This window comes from Rahnella victoriana, from assembly GCF_021276285.1.
Taxonomy (GTDB): domain Bacteria; phylum Pseudomonadota; class Gammaproteobacteria; order Enterobacterales; family Enterobacteriaceae; genus Rahnella; species Rahnella victoriana.
Map to the genome: position 1 here is coordinate 649,737 of NZ_CP089919.1, position 16,913 is coordinate 666,649.

The window sequence follows — 16,913 nt, forward strand, 5'->3', positions numbered from 1 at the left end:
TATCGCCTTCCCATACTGAATGTTATTTTTAAAACAGTTAATATATTAACGACAATTATCTTTCCTCAAACCATACGAAAAACTAATTAATTGAAAAATAATAGAACTGACAACTTATTTAAAAGGAATAATAAAAAACCCGCCGGAGCGGGTTTTTTCATTTTTACAGCATCATGCTTACTGAGCCGGAGCAGGTGCCTGTGGCTGCAATTCAAATACCACATCGACCTGATCGTCGAAGTGAATACTCTGCTGTTCGTAGGTCTGCGCAACATCGCTCTGCCCTGCGGCTTCGGCGGTTTTATACATGCGCGCCACCGGCATTGGCTGGTAATTAGCCACGTGATAACGAATGCTGTAAACCGGTCCCAGTTTGGTATGGAAACCTTCAGCCAGTGATTTCGCCTGCTGCGTGGCGTTTTCGATGGCTTTCTGACGTGCTTCATCACGGAATTTATCCGGATTAGCCACGCCCAGTTCAACCGCACGCACTTCATTCAGACCTGATTTCAGTGCGCCATCCAGCAATTCGTTCAGTTTATCCAGCTGACGCAAGGTCACCTGCACCTGACGTACCGCACGATAGCCTTTCAGCTGTGAGGTGCCGTCTTTCAGGTAATTGTATTCCGGCTGTGTACGCAGGTTGGCCGCATTGATGTCTTTTTTCTCAATGCCGTTTTTTTGCAGGAACGCATAATATGCCGCCACGCGCTCATCAGCCTGCTTTTTGGCGCTGGCTGAATCGTTCGCTGACACGCTGACTTCGATTGCCAGCGTCGCGATATCCGGCGTGGCATCCACGCTTGCGGTGCCTGACGTCACGACGTGCGGCCCGGCAGGTAATTCTGCCGCCTGTAACGCCAGCGGTAATGTCCCTAATCCCAACATCGCTGCTACAGCCAATGCTTTCAGTTTCACAGTGCCTCCATTAATCATCAAAGATCTGGCAATAGATAGGTCAAACAATCTGCGAAACCGTAGCATAATCCGTTACAACAGAAACTAAGATTAGTGACAAAACTTAAAATACCCCGGTCTGACGTGCCAGTTGTATTGCAATTCCCCACATGATCATACCAACGATAAAGTTAATGACCCGCTGCACTTTACCGGTATTCAGCCAGGGCGCGAGCATGGCGGCGAGGATCGCCAGCCCGAAGAACCACATCACCGATGCACTGACCGCACCGAGTGCAAACCATGAACGCTCATCATGGCTGAGACTGCCGCCCAGACTACCGAGTACCACGAAAGTATCGAGATATACGTGCGGATTCAGCCAGGTGACCGCCAGCATGCTGACCACGATTTTCCAGCGGCTTTGCTTCGCCACTTCGGCCTGCGCCAGTTCGGGATTTTTGCTGAAGGCCGTACGAAACGCGCCCCAGCCATACCAGAGTAAAAACGCCACGCCGCCCCAGCTCACCAGCATCAGTAAGGTCGGGGATTTGCTCAGCAGCGCGCTGCCGCCAAAAATGCCGCCGCAAATCAGCGCAATGTCGCTCAGGGCGCACAACCCGGCAATCATCAGATGATACTGACGGCGGATGCCCTGATTCATCACAAACGCATTTTGCGGTCCAATCGGTAAAATCATTGCGGCGCTCATCGCCAGTCCTTGCAGGAAAATAGCCAGCACGGAGAACTCCTTCAGAAAATAAATAACAGAGATTGCGCGCAGTGTAAGGGCTTTGCTGGCATAAGAGGAAATGGATATTTCTAATTGGTCATTAGGCTGGCTTATCATCGGCGGGCGGGGGTTTCGGGCATGAAAAAGGCGCCCGCAGGCGCCTGTCATCGTAGGGATTCGGGAAGAATTACTCCGCCGTCCCTTTCTGCTCTATCGCGCGTTGTTCTTCCTGCTGACTGGCCGCTGCATTAGCGACCTGATAGAGATGAACATCCATTTGCGGATAAGCAATATTGATGTTGTTTTTATCCAGCGCGCGTTTGAACGATTCCAGCAGATCCCATTTCACGTTCTGCGCATCACCGTTGTTGGTCCAGGCGTAAACGATGAAATTCAGGGTTGAGGCCGCCATTTCGTTCAGGCGAACCACCACGTCTTTATCTTTCAATACGCGCTGATCGGCAGTGATGATGTCGGTCAGGATCTTCTTCACCAGATCGATATCCGAGTCATAACCCACGCCGATGGTCAGGTCGATACGGCTGGTCGGTTCGCGGGAGTTGTTGATGATGTTACCGGCGATGATTTTGCCGTTCGGCACCACAATGATTTTGTTGTCCGGCGTACGCAGGGTGGTGGAGAAAATCTGCACCTGAGTGACAGTCCCCGCCACACCGCCGAGATCGACATACTCACCGGCACGGAACGGACGGAAGATCACCAGCAAAACGCCTGCTGCAAAGTTAGACAGCGAGCCTTGCAATGCCAGACCGACGGCCAGACCGGCGGCACCGATCACCGCGATCACCGAGGTGGTTTGCACGCCTATCCGTCCCAGCACCGCAATCAGCGTGAACGCGATAATCGCATAACGCACCATGGCGGAAAGGAAGTCGGAAACCGTGACATCGATACCGCGAACTTTTAACACCCGGCTGACCGCGCCGGAAACGATGCGGGCGATGATCATCCCCACAATCAGAATGAAAATAGCGGCCACAATATTCACAGCGTAATGAAGCAGTAACGCCTGGTTTCTTACCAACCAGTTGCCAGCATTGTTAATGCTGCCCACAACGTTCAAATCATCCATTTAAAGTACCTCAAAATTACACCCTGACGGGCTGCAAGAAACCAAAGCTGCCCGACGATGCGGGCAGCAAGTGTGCTTTAAGGTTAACTAACAATGCGATGAAGTGCCAATCTGACGGTCAGGACTTCAGATAAATTAAGAATTTACAGCACTCTTATTCAGCGGCTCAGGCGTTTTGAATGCCTGAAGCGGTCCGCGTCCGGTCAGCGTAAAGGCAGAAATCACCGTGAAGGTCAGCGCGACTAAGCCGAGGATCAGATAGGTGCCGTGGAAGCCGATACGGTCATACATGTTGCCCGCAAACACCGACATAAAGATGATCGCCACCTGTTTGAAGAAGCAGAACGTCACCAGATAAATCGTTGCCGAGAAACGCACCTCAAAGACGGAGGTGATGTATTTGAAACAACCGACAATCAGGAACGGCACTTCAAACATATGCAGGGTTTTCAGTACCACCACTTCCAGCGGCGATGACGCGAAAGAGGAGCCGATGATGCGCACTGACATGATCGTCCCGGCCAGCAACAGCGCATTCTTGCCGCCAATGCGGTTAACGATCAGCGGCGCGAAGAACATGATGCAGGCGTTCAGCAGTTCGCCCATGGTGGTCACATAGCCAAAGACGCGCGTGCCTTCTGAAGAAGATGTGAAGAACGAGGTAAAGAAGTTAGCAAACTGCTGGTCGAACACGTCGTAGGTACAGGAAACGCCGATGACGTACAGCGCCAGGAACCACAGTTTTTTATCTTTCAGCAGTTCAACGGCCAGTTTCAGATTGAAGGGTTTGGTGTTCGCCCCCAGTTCATTAGCCACGCGGGCACTGGAGGTGACTTCCGGTTTGGCGATCAGCAACAGGATGGCGAGGATAACCGCACAGCCGGAGCCGAGCCAGAACACGAATTCATTATCGATGGTAAACATGATGCCAACCACCGACGCACACAGCGCCCAGCCGACACACCCGAACATCCGCGCGCGGCCAAATTCAAAGCTGCTGCGACGGCTGACTTTTTCGATATAGGCTTCAATCGCAGGCGCACCGGCGTTGTAAATCAGGCCAAGATAAATCCCGCCGACCACCGATCCCAGATAGATATTGATTTTTAGCAGCGGGCCAAACACGTAGATAAAGAACGGCGCGAACAGGATCAGCATGCCGGTAATGATCCACAACAGATGTTTTTTCAGCCCCAGTTTATCGGCCAGTAAACCAAACACCGGCTGGAACAACAGCGAGAACAGCGAAATGCTGGCAAAGATAATGCCGGTGTCACTTTTGCTGATCTGATTGATGTCATGCAGCCAGATCGGGAAGAACGGGAAGTAGGCTCCCATGATGAAAAAGTAGAAGAAGAAGAACAGCCCGAACATCCAAAAGTTAGTATTTTTCAGGTAATACATAAGCAGTTTCCTTACGTCTGAATACTGCGCTGCGGCGCGTTAACGCCACAGCGCGGGATGTCAGGCACGTTTCCAGGTGAGTGAATAACGATACTGGCCGGCGGTCAGCAGGAAATCAGGGCTGACGCTCGGACTCCACGAATCATCCCCCCCGACGCCCATATGGAAGCCGTCGATGTTCAGCCAGGTGCCCTCTTCTTCGCGCAACAGGTGGCGATGGCTGGTTTCCATCAGCTGTTGCAGGCTGTAGCGGCTCAGGCCAAAGTGGAAATTGCCGCGCAGCTTCCATCCGGCGTAATCCAGCTCGCGGGTTTCTCCACGCAGGCCGTTTTCGGTCGGGAAAACATAGGGCGTGTAGAGTTCGCCAAGTGGCAACGTCCAGCGCCCGTGTTGTGCGGCCAGACGACGATCCGGATAGTTTTCATGCGGTCCCAGCCCCAGCCAGCTGACATTCTCTGCCGTTTCCGCCAGCTGACAGGTGAGGCCGATACGTCCCGGCGACGGCACGTTTGACGCCACGCGGACATCGGCGCTGATATGCAGCTCGCCCTGATTATCGATGCGGAAAATCTTGCGGCTCAGCAGGCGCGTTTCTTCCCCCGCCATGTACGCGTGGGTGGTGATGATCACCACGCCGTCCTGCAACTGATCGGCGGAAATGTTTAATAAACGCGATTCCAGCTGATACATCCCGGCGGCTTTCCAGCGTTCAACCCAGGCATTCGGATCGATACGGGTGACTTCGCTGACGCCGATATCGTTATCCACCGGCGCACGGACAAACTGGTCACGCAGCGCAGAAAGCAGACGCGGTTTTTTGCCATCAAACCACTGCTCCAGCAATCCGCTCTGATGGCTGAACTGCCAGCGTTGCGCGCCATGCAATACCGTGATCTGATCGCCCTGCTGATCCAGCACCGGCGCGGCGGCGGAGATTTTTTCGGGAACCGGCAACGTCAGCGGCTGCGGCAGCTGCCATTGATCCCAGGCACTGCGGTGACCGGCGTCTGACCAGGCCGTCGCCTGCGGCTGATGCACGGCGACGTTCAGCCACAGATCGCCTTCTGCCGGCGGGATATCGCCCAGATTCAGGGTTTGCTTGCCGTTTGGCGCAATATTCAGCGCGGCCTCGCCCTGCGAAATCACCTCACCGTCACGTTCGATGCGCCAGACCAGTTGTTCGTTGTCGCTGTGACGGAACAGATATTCGCTGTGGATTTCCAGCGTCAGCGGCGCGGTGCTGATCAGCGAGAACTGGAAGAATTGCTGGGCGCGCTGCGCTTCAAACAACGAAGGGTGCGGCGTGCGGTCAGCAAACACCAGACCGTTCATGCAGAACTGGCGGTCGTTTGGCGTATCGCCAAAATCACCGCCGTAGGCCATATAACGCCCGCCGTCTTCGCCGGTGCGCAGCAGACTCTGATCGACCCAATCCCAGACAAAACCGCCCTGCAGACGCGGGAACTGGCGGAACGCTTTCCAGTATTTATCGAAGCCGCCGAAGCTGTTGCCCATCGCATGGGCGTATTCGCAGAGGATCAGCGGACGCGTTTCGTCCGGCATGCTGATCCACTTTTTGATTGACCATTTCGGCACTGCCGGGAAGGGCTGATCCTGCTCAACACGGGAATACATCGGGCAGATAATGTCAGTTGCCGCGCTGTTGGCGCCGCCGCCTTCGTACTGCACCGGACGGGTCGGATCGACAGATTTGATCCAGCGGTAAAGCGCATCGTGAGTCGCGCCGTGGCCGGATTCGTTGCCCAGTGACCAGATGATGATGCACGGATGGTTGCGGTCGCGCTGAACCATACGGGTAACGCGTTCGCTGAAAGCATTGAACCACACCGGATCATCCGACAGACGGTTCATCGGCTGCATGCCGTGGGTTTCGATATTGGCTTCATCGACCACATACAGGCCGTATTGGTCGCACAGTCTGTACCACAGCGGGTGGTTCGGGTAATGCGAGCAGCGCACGGCGTTAAAGTTGTGCTGTTTCATCAGCACGATGTCGCGGCGCATCGTCGCTTCGTCCATCACCTGACCGTTTTCAGGATGGTGCTCGTGACGGTTGGTGCCGCGGATCAGTACCGGCTGGCCGTTCACTTTCAGCAGCCCGTTGCTGATTTCCACCTGACGGAAACCGACGTCGCAGGCTTCGGCTTCAATAAGCTGACCCTGCGGCGAAATCAGGGAAACCACCGCGCGGTATAATGCGGGCTGTTCCGCACTCCACAAGGCAGGCTGACTGACCGGCAGACGCAGCGTGGTGCGGTCAAAGGCCGCCCCGCGTTCATCAATGATGTCGCTGCCGAGTGGTTGCTGATGTTCCGCCACCGGTTTATCGCCCTGCCACAACTGGACGCGCACCTGATAATCCGCGGCGTTTTCCTGTGGCACGGCGGCGCTGACCTGCACTTCCAGCTCAGCCTGCGTGAAGCCGTGGAACAGATGCGTGCGCACCTGCATGTCAGTAATTTGTTCCGCCGGTTTATGCAGCAAGGCGACATCGCGGAAAATCCCGCTCATGCGCCACATATCCTGATCTTCCAGATAGCTGCCGTCGCTCCAGCGCAGCACCATCACCGCCAGCCGGTTTTCACCCGCATGCAGTACACCGCTGAGATCGAATTCGGCCGGTAAACGGCTGTCCTGCGAATAGCCGACCCACTGACCGTTACACCATAAGTAGAAAGCAGAATTCACGCCGTTGAACACAATGCGCGTCTGCCCGCAGGTCAGCCAGTCATTATCCACAGAAACTGTGAGCGAGTAACAACCGGTAGGGTTTTCTTCCGGCACAAACGGCGGATTGACCGGGATCGGATACTGAACGTTGGTATAAATCGGCGCGTCGTATCCCGCCAGTTGCCAGTTAGAGGGCACCTGCACAGGATCGGCACCGTCCAGATCCTGTTGCAGCCACTGCTCCGGCACGGCTTCGGGACGGGTGAAATAGCTGAATACCCACTCGCCATTCAGGCTGCGAACTTGCTCTGAAGCCTTACCCTCTCTGGCTTCCTCAGCATTTCGCCAGCTGCTGAATGGCGGATGCGCAGGTAATCTGTTGCACTGCGTCGAGGCCGGTTTTTCCCAGTCACGGCGGGCCAGAACAGTGGCCAGTGATGATAATGTATCTTCCGATGATGACGTCATAATGTTTCCCCGCTAAATTGTTATGCGCTCACAATCATATAAACATGCGTAACCGTGAGGCGTAAGTAAAGCGGAGGGATGCGGGAAAGGGACGCGGATCACAAATTCCGCGTCAGTCTGTTCTGAAAAGGGGGTTACAGCGCGCTGAGCTGGCGGGCGATGCGGATCAGTTCCTGCGACAAGGCTTCCTGTGACACATTGTCTTCGCCGGGTCTGGCGGTTGTGTGGCGTTCCACCAGGGACGTGGGCAGTAACAGCGAGGATTGCTGATGATCGCCATGCGTATGCAGATGCTCAACCAGCCGGTTAATGCTCTCGTGCCCGAGCAGGCGGAAATCCTGTTTGATGGTGGTCAGCGGCGGGAAGAAAAAGGCGCTGTCTTCGGTATCGTCATAGCCAATTACCGAGATTTGTTCCGGCACCCGCAGGCCAAACTCGTGCACAGAGCGCAAGACGCCGAGCGCCATCTGATCATTGGCGACCAGAATCGCCGTCGGGCGCACCGGCTGATTGAGCAGTAATAACGCCTGCTGATAACCCGACGCTGCGCTCCAGTCGCCGTGCTGAACCACACAGGGCGTGATATCGTGCGTTGCCAGCGTCTTCAGCCAGCCTTCATAGCGCAGACGCGCAGAAATGGATTCCAGCGGGCCGGTCAGCACCGCGATGTGCTGATGGCCAAGCGCCAGCAAATGTTCCACGCCCTGCTCTGCCCCGCAATGCGGATCGAACAGAATCTTGAACACATCCGCCTGCGGATCCACATCCAGGAAAAGCGCCGGTAAATTGCCACAAAGCCGGGCGATCGCGTCTGCGTCGTCATTCGACAGCGGCACGTTGATCAGCACGCCATCGACCCGCTGCGACATCAGTTCATTCACCGCCGTCCGGCACGCAGCAAGGCTCAGGTTATCAATCATCGAAATCACGACGTTGAAGCCTAACTGGTTCGCGCGGGTTTTCATCGCCGAGGCAATTTGTGACGGCGCGTGCAGCGCCAGTTCGGTGGTCGCCAGACCCAGCGTGTAACTTTGTTTGCCCGCCAGTTGCTGGGCGACACGGTTCGGAACGTAATTCAGCGCCGCCATCGCCTGTTCGACTTTATTGCGCGTTCTGACCGAGACGTGCGCAGCCTGATTCAGGACGCGCGAAACAGTCTGATAAGACACACCGGCGTGGCGCGCGACATCATCGAGGGTGACAGATTTTGGCTTCATGGCTCTCTCTTCGGGGATTCTGGCGAAACACAGATAACGGGCTATTGTGGCCGGAAAGCAGGCAATAAAAAAGGGGCCGAAGCCCCTTTGACGATTATCCTCACATTCCGGTGGTCAAGCACCGGAAGCGTAAGAATTACAGTACGTCGATCGCGTTCAGTTCTTTGAATGCCAGTTCCAGGCGAGTCACCATGGAAGACTGTGCAGCACGCAGCCATACGCGCGGGTCATAGAATTTCTTGTTAGGTTTGTCCGCGCCTTCCGGGTTACCCAACTGACCTTGCAGGTAAGCTTCGTTTTTCTTGTAGAACTGCAGGATACCGTCCCAGTTAGCCCACTGGGTGTCGGTATCGATGTTCATTTTGATAACACCGTAGCCTACAGACTCTTTGATTTCTGCTGCAGTAGAACCGGAACCGCCGTGGAACACGAAGTTCAGGCTGTTGTGTGGCAGGTTGTGTTTCTTGCACACGTATTCCTGAGAATCACGCAGGATCGTTGGAGTCAGTTTAACGTTACCTGGTTTGTAAACACCGTGTACGTTACCGAATGACGCAGCGATAGTGAAACGCGGGCTGATAGCGTTCAGTTTTTCGTATGCATAATCAACGTCTTGTGGCTGAGTGTACAGTGCAGATGCGTCCATATGGCTGTTGTCCACGCCATCTTCTTCACCGCCGGTACAACCCAGTTCGATTTCCAGAGTCATGTCGATTTTTGCCATGCGCGCTAAGTACTTGCTGCAAATTTCGATGTTTTCTTCCAGAGATTCTTCAGACAGGTCGATCATGTGTGAAGAGAACAGTGGTTTACCGGTTTTCGCGTAGTGAGCTTCACCCGCGTCCAGCAGACCGTCGATCCATGGCAGCAGTTTTTTCGCGCAGTGGTCGGTGTGCAGGATAACCGGCACGCCGTAATGTTCTGCCATCTGATGCACGTGGTGCGCGCCAGAGATTGCGCCCAGGATTGCCGCGCCTTGTGGCACGTCAGTTTTCAGGCCTTTACCTGCGATGAACGCAGCGCCACCGTTGGAGAACTGAACGATAACCGGTGAACGGACTTTCGCAGCAGCTTCGAGAACGGCGTTGATGGAGTCAGTACCTACGCAGTTAACTGCTGGCAGAGCAAATTTGTTTTCTTTAGCAATAGCGAAAACTTTCTGTACATCATCACCAGTGATAACGCCTGGTTTTACGAAATCAAAAATTTTAGACATAGTTCTTTGTCCTGTATTCGTCGGCCGTAGATGGATTGAATCGGTTTGCTATGTCGCGCGGGTTCCACTGTGCAGCCCCCCGCGCGGCAAAGAAGAACGGACAGCGTTATGCTCCCCGTTCAGGGTTCATTACTTCTTAGCACGCTCTTCCAGCATCACAACCGCTGGCAGTGCTTTCCCTTCAACGAATTCCAGGAATGCGCCACCGCCAGTGGAGATATAGGAAATTTTGTCAGCGATACCGAACAGGTCGATAGCTGCCAGAGTGTCGCCGCCGCCTGCGATAGAGAATGCTTCGCTGTCAGCAATGGCCTGCGCCACAATTTCGGTCCCTTTACGGAAGTTAGGGAACTCGAACACGCCTACAGGACCATTCCACAGAATGGTTTTAGCGTTTTTAATGATCTCAGCCAGACGGTTTGCAGACTCATCGCCCATGTCGAGAATTTGTTCGTCATCTTTGATGTCTTTCACAGACTTCACGGTCGCGGTGGCCGTTTCAGAGAACTCGGTCGCCACGCGAACATCGGTAGGAACAGGAATGTCGCAGGTTTCCAGCAATTTGCTTGCGGTACCGACCAGGTCTGCTTCGTACAGAGATTTACCTACGTTGTTGCCCTGAGCCGCCACGAAGGTGTTCGCGATACCACCGCCAACGATCAGCTGGTCAGCGATTTTGGACAGGGAATCCAGAACGGTCAGTTTGGTAGAAACTTTAGAACCACCCACGATAGCGACCATCGGACGCGCCGGGTTACCCAGTGCTTTACCCAATGCTTCCAGTTCTGCTGACAGCAGCGGACCCGCACAGGCGATTGGCGCAAATTTGCCCACGCCATGAGTAGAAGCTTGCGCGCGGTGCGCAGTACCGAATGCGTCCATCACATAGATGTCACACAGGGCAGCATATTTTTTGGACAGGGCTTCGTCGTCTTTCTTTTCGCCTTTGTTGAAGCGAACGTTTTCCAGAACAACCAGCTCGCCTTCGGCAACTTCAACGCCATCCAGATAGTCTTTAGCCAGACGTACAGGAGAAGACAGTTTGTCTTTCAGGTAGTTAACAACCGGCAGCAGAGAAAACTCTTCGTTATATTCGCCTTCAGTCGGACGACCCAGATGCGAGGTAACCATCACGCGTGCGCCTTGTTTCAGGGCAATTTCGATGGTTGGTAAAGAAGCGCGGATACGTGCATCTGACGTTACTTTGCCATCTTTAACTGGCACGTTCAGATCGGCACGGATCAGTACGCGTTTACCCGCTAAATCCAGATCGCTCATCTTAATAACAGACATGGTGAATCCTCTCGTTGATTCTCTTTAAAGTTGCTTGAAGGCAATTTCGGCCAGAAGGCCGGAACAGCCGTACTAGAAACCGCTGGAGGACATTGCCAATGTTGTATCCAACATTCGGTTGGCAAAACCCCACTCGTTATCGCACCAGACAAGTGTCTTAATCAGGTGCTGTCCACTTACCCGCGTCTGCGTTCCATCTACGATGGCGCTGTGGGGATCATGGTTAAAATCTGTCGAGACTAATGGTAGTTCGGTATAGTCAACTATACCACGAAAAGCGCCTGTTGCGGCCTTTTGCAGCAGCTGGTTAACCTCGCCTACCGTCACAGAACCCCCGACAAATACGCTCAGATCAATGGCTGTGACATTGATGGTCGGCACGCGCACCGAGATCGCTTCAAAGCGATCGCAGAATTTAGGCATGATGCGCGTGATCCCTGCGGCCAGTTTGGTATCGACCGGGATAATGGACTGGCTGGCGGCGCGCGTACGGCGTAAATCCGCATGGTACGCATCAATCACCGGCTGGTCATTCATCGAGGAATGGATGGTCGTTACCGTGCCGGACTCAATACCAAAGGCATCGTCGAGCAGCTTGATCACAGGGATAATACAGTTGGTGGTGCAGGACGCATTGGACACAATGCGGTGCTGACGTTCGAGCAAATCGTGGTTCACACCGTAAACCACCGTAGCGTCAAGATCATGACCGCCGGGATGCGCGAACAGAATTTTTTTGGCTCCGGCCGCAAGCTGGGCTTCTCCGTCTTCACGGCTGCCATAAACGCCGGTGCAATCGAGCACCACGTCAATGCTCAGTTCGCCCCATGGCAACTGGCTGGCATCAGGCTGATGAAGTAAACGGATGGAGTCATCGCCGACGTAAAGATTTTCACCTTCCTGGCGGACATCCCAGGCGAAGCGCCCGTGGCTGGAGTCGTATTTGAGCAGATGCGCCATGCCTTCAGGGCTGGCGATTTCATTGATGGCAATGACGGAGATTTCCGCCCGACGCCCGGATTCGTATAACGCGCGCAATACGCTACGGCCAATGCGACCAAAGCCATTAATTGCAATACGTATTGGCATACATCTCCCTGTTACACGGTTGTTACTCAATTTCAGTAACACCTATAGTAATGCAGCGTGCGTTTACGGTGAATCACCATCGTCATCTGTCAGCACGATGCGTGCAGCAGAAAAATTTCAGTTTCCGGCACGATAACAACCTGGTGACGATGTTAAGCTCAAATAGCCCGACTGAAACGGTTCAGCTGAGAATAAACCAAACGATGATTAAAAGGAATAATTCCCAGAAAACAGACGCGTTAATCGCACCGATCGCTGAAAAAAACACCAGGCAATTCTGTGTATTCACAGTGATTTTACTTTTTCATCACCTTTTAGACAGTGATTTTTCGCAAAAACTGACTGAATGAAACACTTTCAGAATGCGGTCAGTGTAGCCGAGTCCGCCTTCGCGGGGTTTGACCTGCGTCATTTCGCAGGAAACTGAGAACCCGCGCAGGAAAATCCGGGCAAAAAAAAAGCACCCGAAGGTGCTTTTAAGCAGTTTTAAGAAAGCGGAATTACTTCAGTAACGCCTGTGCCTGAGCCACAACGTTATCAACAGTGAAACCGAATTCTTTGAACAGCAGCTCTGCCGGAGCAGATTCGCCGAAGCTGTGCATACCGACGATAGCGCCATTCAGGCCCACGTATTTGAACCAGTAATCCGCGATACCGGCTTCCACTGCCACACGGGCAGAAACCGCTTTCGGCAGGACAGATTCACGGTAAGCCGCGTCCTGTTTGTCGAAGGCATCGGTGGATGGCATGGAAACCACACGGACTTTGGTGCCCGCAGCAGCCAGTTTGTCCGCCGCTTCTACCGTGATACCGACTTCAGAACCGGTCGCGATCAGGATCACTTCTGGTGTGCCGTCGCAATCTTTCAGCACATAACCACCGCGCGCCACGTTGGCTAATTGCTCAGCGGTACGTGGTTGCTGGGTCAGGTTCTGACGGGAGAAGATCAGGGTCACCGGGCCGTCGTTACGCTCAATCGCGTATTTCCATGCCACAGCAGATTCAACCTGATCCGCAGGACGCCAGGTGCTCATGTTTGGCGTAACGCGCAGGCTGGCGATTTGCTCAACCGGCTGGTGCGTCGGGCCATCTTCGCCCAGACCGATGGAGTCATGGGTGTAGACGAACACGTTGCGGATTTTCATCAGCGCAGCCATACGAACGGCATTACGTGCGTATTCCACGAACATCAGGAAGGTTGCAGAGTACGGCAGGAAACCGCCATGCAATGCGATACCGTTGGTGATGGCGGTCATACCGAATTCGCGCACACCATAATGGATGTAGTTACCCGCCTGATCGTCGCCGATAGACTTAGAACCGGACCACATGGTCAGGTTGCTTGGCGCCAGGTCAGCCGAGCCGCCGAGGAATTCTGGCAACACTTTACCGAACGCTTCCAGCGCATTCTGAGACGCTTTACGGCTGGCGATGTTTGCAGGGTTAGCCTGCAGCTGTTCGATGAATTTCTGTGCTTCGGTTTCCCAGTTTGCTGGCAGCTCGCCGTTCACACGACGTTTGAACTCTTTTGCCAGTTCCGGGTGGGCTTTAGCGTAAGCATCAAACTTGTCGTTCCATGCCGCTTCTTTGGCCTGACCGGCTTCTTTTGCATCCCACTGCGCATAGATGTCTTGCGGGATTTCAAACGCAGCGTATTTCCAGCCCAGTGCTTCACGGGTTGCCGCCACTTCAGCAGCACCCAGCGCCGCGCCGTGTACATCGTGAGTACCGGCTTTGTTCGGTGAACCGAAACCGATCACGGTTTTGCACATCAGCAGGGATGGCTTATCGGTCACTTTATGTGCTTCTTCGATAGCCGCTTTGATGGCGTCAGGATTGTGACCATCAACGTGACGCACAACGTGCCAGCCGTACGCTTCGAAACGTGCCGCGGTGTCATCGGTGAACCAGCCTTCTACGTGGCCGTCGATGGAGATCCCGTTGTCATCATAAAACGCGGTCAGTTTGCCGAGTTTCATGGTACCGGCCAGAGAACACACTTCGTGAGAAATGCCTTCCATCATGCAGCCATCGCCCAGGAATGCATAAGTCTGGTGATCGACGATGTCATGACCTGGTTTGTTGAACTGTGCAGCCAGCGTACGTTCTGCGATAGCAAAACCGACGGCGTTGGCGATGCCCTGCCCCAGCGGACCGGTGGTGGTTTCAACGCCAGGGGTGTAACCGTATTCAGGGTGACCCGGGGTTTTGGAGTGCAGCTGACGGAAGTTCGCCAGTTCGCTCATCGGCAGATCATAGCCAGTGAGGTGCAGCAGGCTGTAAATCAGCATAGAACCATGACCATTGGACAGCACGAAGCGGTCGCGGTCAGCCCAGTGCGGGTTTGTCGGGTTATGGTTCAGGTAATCGCGCCACAGCACTTCGGCAATGTCTGCCATGCCCATAGGGGCACCAGGGTGGCCGGAATTCGCTTTCTGCACGGCATCCATACTAAGTGCGCGAATAGCGTTCGCAAGCTCTTTACGAGAGGACATGTTCTACTCCAGGTCGGATTAAAAAAGCAGTCAAGAAAGTCATTTTCTCAGACTCGGCATTAAAACGGCAATCTCTAATCACTCTCGTGATTAAGTTCACGAAATCCGCTTTTAAATCAGTGCGTTTTTTCGGACTTACACTATAGATCGCGCGCTGCGAAAAACCTACCTTAACGCTATCCTTACAGTAAGGGCCTTTTTCGGTCCAAATTTTCCGTTTTGTATACTCTCTTTGGGAACCTGAATTGATGAAATTTCATCCAGTTATGTTAAGTCTGTTTGCAGCCACGCTGGTCAGCGGCTGTGCCACGGTCAATACCGATACCTTAATGCAATCCGGCGCGCAGGCTTATCAGGCGTATACGCTGAGCGATGCCGACGTCAAAACGCTGAGCGTGCAGTCTTGTGAAGAAATGGATAAAAAGGCACAAATTGCGCCCGACAGCAGTGAATATGCACAACGCCTGAAAAAAATCTCGGCAGCGCTGGGCGATAATATCAACGGCACGCCGGCCAACTATAAGGTGTATCTGACTAAAGACGTCAACGCCTGGGCAATGGCGAACGGCTGTATCCGCGTTTACAGCGGTCTGATGGACATGATGAACGACAATGAAGTGGAAGGCGTGCTCGGCCACGAAATGGGCCACGTCGCACTCGGTCATACCCGCAAAGCCATGCAGGTGGCGTACAGCGCGACGGCGGCGCGATCTGCGATTTCGTCCCTCGGCGGTGTCAGTGCCACATTGTCGCAATCACAGCTGGCTGATCTGGGCGAAAAATATGTTAATGCGCAGTTCTCACAGAAACAGGAATCAGAAGCGGACGATTACTCTTTCGACCTGCTGAAAAAACGCGGTATCGATCCGACCGGTCTGGCAACCAGTTTTGATAAGCTGGCTAAACTGGATCAGGGAAGCAGCATCGGCTGGTTTGACGACCACCCTTCCTCAGAAGCGCGGGCGAAACACATCCGCGAGCGAATTGCTGCCGGGAAATAATGATAAAGGAAGAGATGCATCATCAGGTGTATCTCTTTTTTATTCAGAAAGTTATTTCTGCATGTTCCGTAAAACAGAAAGCGCCACTGCACAGAATCTGAAAATATTACGTCCCGCTGTATTTCCCTCGCTTACTTGTCCTGTTTGGTTATTCTTCCTGCGCTGTATCATTTAACTGTCAAAGGAAGATGGATTATGAATTTTCGTATTACCTCAATCGCGTTAAGCGTTGCCGTATTATTAACGGGCTGTCAGAACGGCTCACTCAATACGGATGCATTAATGAAATCCGGTTCAGATGCCTATAAAGCGGCAACGCTGACCGATCAGGACGTCATCAATATGACCGAAGGATCGTGTAAAGCACTGGACGCGGAATCTAAAATCGCCTCATCAAAAAGCAAATACACCAAACGTCTGAATAAAATTGCCAAAAATCTCGGTAATGACATCAACGGCAGACCGGCTAACTATAAAGTCTATCTCACCAGTGACGTCAACGCCTGGGCGATGGCCAACGGCTGTATCCGCGTTTACAGCGGTCTGATGGATCTGATGACGGATGACGAAGTCGAAGGCGTACTGGGGCATGAAATGGGGCACGTCGCGCTCGGTCACAGCAAAAAAGCCATGCAGGTCGCGTACAGTGCTTCTGCCGCGCACAATGCAGCGGGCGCAGCCGGTGGCATTGCCGGGCAACTTTCCAGTACCCAACTGGCAGATCTGGGTGAAGAACTCATCAACGCACAATTCTCACAGAAACAGGAATCTGATGCGGATGATTATTCCTATGACTTGCTGAAAAAACGCGGCCTGCCAACACAAGGCCTGGTGACCGGTTTTGAGAAGCTGGCAAAAATGAGCGGCAGCAGCGAGAAGAGTTTATTCAGCTCGCATCCGCCCTCTCAGGAACGCGCTGACCATATCAAGGCACGCATTGCACAAGGTAAATAACGCCAGAGTTTGTCACGCATACGCCGTCACCGGCGCGTGATATCACTGCGTTAATCATTCAGGCACCTGCGGGTGCCTTTCTTTTCCCCGATGTTCCCACCTCCCGGCCGTTTACTGCGCCTTGTTTATTATTCACACAACTCATCACCCGTTGTCTTAATTCACAGCCAATAGCACAATTTGTTTATCATTCTCATAGATCGTAAAGCGTTACACATCATATATTTTGATAGGTGTTTCTGGCGGGATTTCCACTTCAATTAAATAAACTGATCCTCAAGATCTCTTAATCTGATAATTAATAACGACCGAAAGAACAAAACTCAATAGTAAAAACTTAATCATTAAATTGGGTTTACTTA

12 protein-coding genes are annotated in these 16,913 nt (G+C 53.3%); 2 read left to right on the top strand and 10 right to left on the bottom strand.

Features of this window, described 5'->3' with window-relative positions; all coding sequences use genetic code 11:
• Nucleotides 1-177: 177 nt before the first annotated feature.
• The 10 genes from J9880_RS03205 to tkt form a co-directional block, all read right to left on the bottom strand.
• A complete protein-coding gene (locus tag J9880_RS03205; protein ID WP_217151432.1) occupies nucleotides 178-918 on the bottom strand; it encodes an oxidative stress defense protein in 741 nt (246 codons plus the stop codon).
• Between the two features lie 103 nt (nucleotides 919-1,021).
• A complete protein-coding gene (gene argO, locus J9880_RS03210) occupies nucleotides 1,022-1,639 on the bottom strand; it encodes an arginine exporter ArgO (protein ID WP_095924828.1) in 618 nt (205 codons plus the stop codon).
• Between the two features lie 178 nt (nucleotides 1,640-1,817).
• Nucleotides 1,818-2,723 (bottom strand): small-conductance mechanosensitive channel MscS, encoded by a 906-nt coding sequence (mscS, locus tag J9880_RS03215; RefSeq protein ID WP_119826888.1) that lies wholly within the window; start codon nucleotides 2,721-2,723, stop codon nucleotides 1,818-1,820.
• A 135-nt stretch (nucleotides 2,724-2,858) separates the two neighbouring features.
• On the bottom strand, nucleotides 2,859-4,127 hold the full coding sequence (locus J9880_RS03220; protein ID WP_095924826.1) for an MFS transporter: 1,269 nt from the start codon (nucleotides 4,125-4,127) through the stop codon (nucleotides 2,859-2,861).
• A gap of 60 nt (nucleotides 4,128-4,187) precedes the next feature.
• Entirely contained in the window at nucleotides 4,188-7,286 is a 3,099-nt protein-coding gene (locus J9880_RS03225; RefSeq protein ID WP_232770066.1) for a beta-galactosidase, read from the bottom strand.
• Between the two features lie 134 nt (nucleotides 7,287-7,420).
• On the bottom strand, nucleotides 7,421-8,503 hold the full coding sequence (locus J9880_RS03230; protein ID WP_232770067.1) for a LacI family DNA-binding transcriptional regulator: 1,083 nt from the start codon (nucleotides 8,501-8,503) through the stop codon (nucleotides 7,421-7,423).
• 136 nt (nucleotides 8,504-8,639) lie between these two features.
• On the bottom strand, nucleotides 8,640-9,719 hold the full coding sequence (gene fbaA / locus J9880_RS03235; protein ID WP_165059161.1) for a class II fructose-bisphosphate aldolase: 1,080 nt from the start codon (nucleotides 9,717-9,719) through the stop codon (nucleotides 8,640-8,642).
• Nucleotides 9,720-9,848: 129 nt separating this feature from the next.
• Nucleotides 9,849-11,012, bottom strand: coding sequence for a phosphoglycerate kinase (pgk, locus tag J9880_RS03240; RefSeq protein WP_095924823.1), 1,164 nt, complete (start codon nucleotides 11,010-11,012; stop codon nucleotides 9,849-9,851).
• Nucleotides 11,013-11,084: 72 nt separating this feature from the next.
• Nucleotides 11,085-12,101: an erythrose-4-phosphate dehydrogenase gene (gene epd, locus J9880_RS03245; RefSeq protein WP_195816709.1), complete on the bottom strand. Its 1,017-nt coding sequence runs from the start codon at nucleotides 12,099-12,101 to the stop codon at nucleotides 11,085-11,087.
• Between the two features lie 500 nt (nucleotides 12,102-12,601).
• Nucleotides 12,602-14,596: a transketolase gene (tkt, locus tag J9880_RS03250; protein ID WP_095924820.1), complete on the bottom strand. Its 1,995-nt coding sequence runs from the start codon at nucleotides 14,594-14,596 to the stop codon at nucleotides 12,602-12,604.
• Between the two features lie 248 nt (nucleotides 14,597-14,844).
• Between tkt and loiP (J9880_RS03255) the strand changes: the two genes are divergently transcribed.
• Both loiP (J9880_RS03255) and loiP (J9880_RS03260) read left to right on the top strand, forming a co-directional pair.
• Nucleotides 14,845-15,597 carry a metalloprotease LoiP gene (gene loiP, locus J9880_RS03255; RefSeq protein ID WP_095924819.1) on the top strand — a complete coding sequence of 251 codons (753 nt, stop codon included), beginning with the start codon at nucleotides 14,845-14,847 and terminating at the stop codon, nucleotides 15,595-15,597.
• Nucleotides 15,598-15,792: 195 nt separating this feature from the next.
• Nucleotides 15,793-16,551 carry a metalloprotease LoiP gene (gene loiP, locus J9880_RS03260; RefSeq protein ID WP_095924818.1) on the top strand — a complete coding sequence of 253 codons (759 nt, stop codon included), beginning with the start codon at nucleotides 15,793-15,795 and terminating at the stop codon, nucleotides 16,549-16,551.
• The last annotated feature ends 362 nt before the right edge of the window (nucleotides 16,552-16,913 follow it).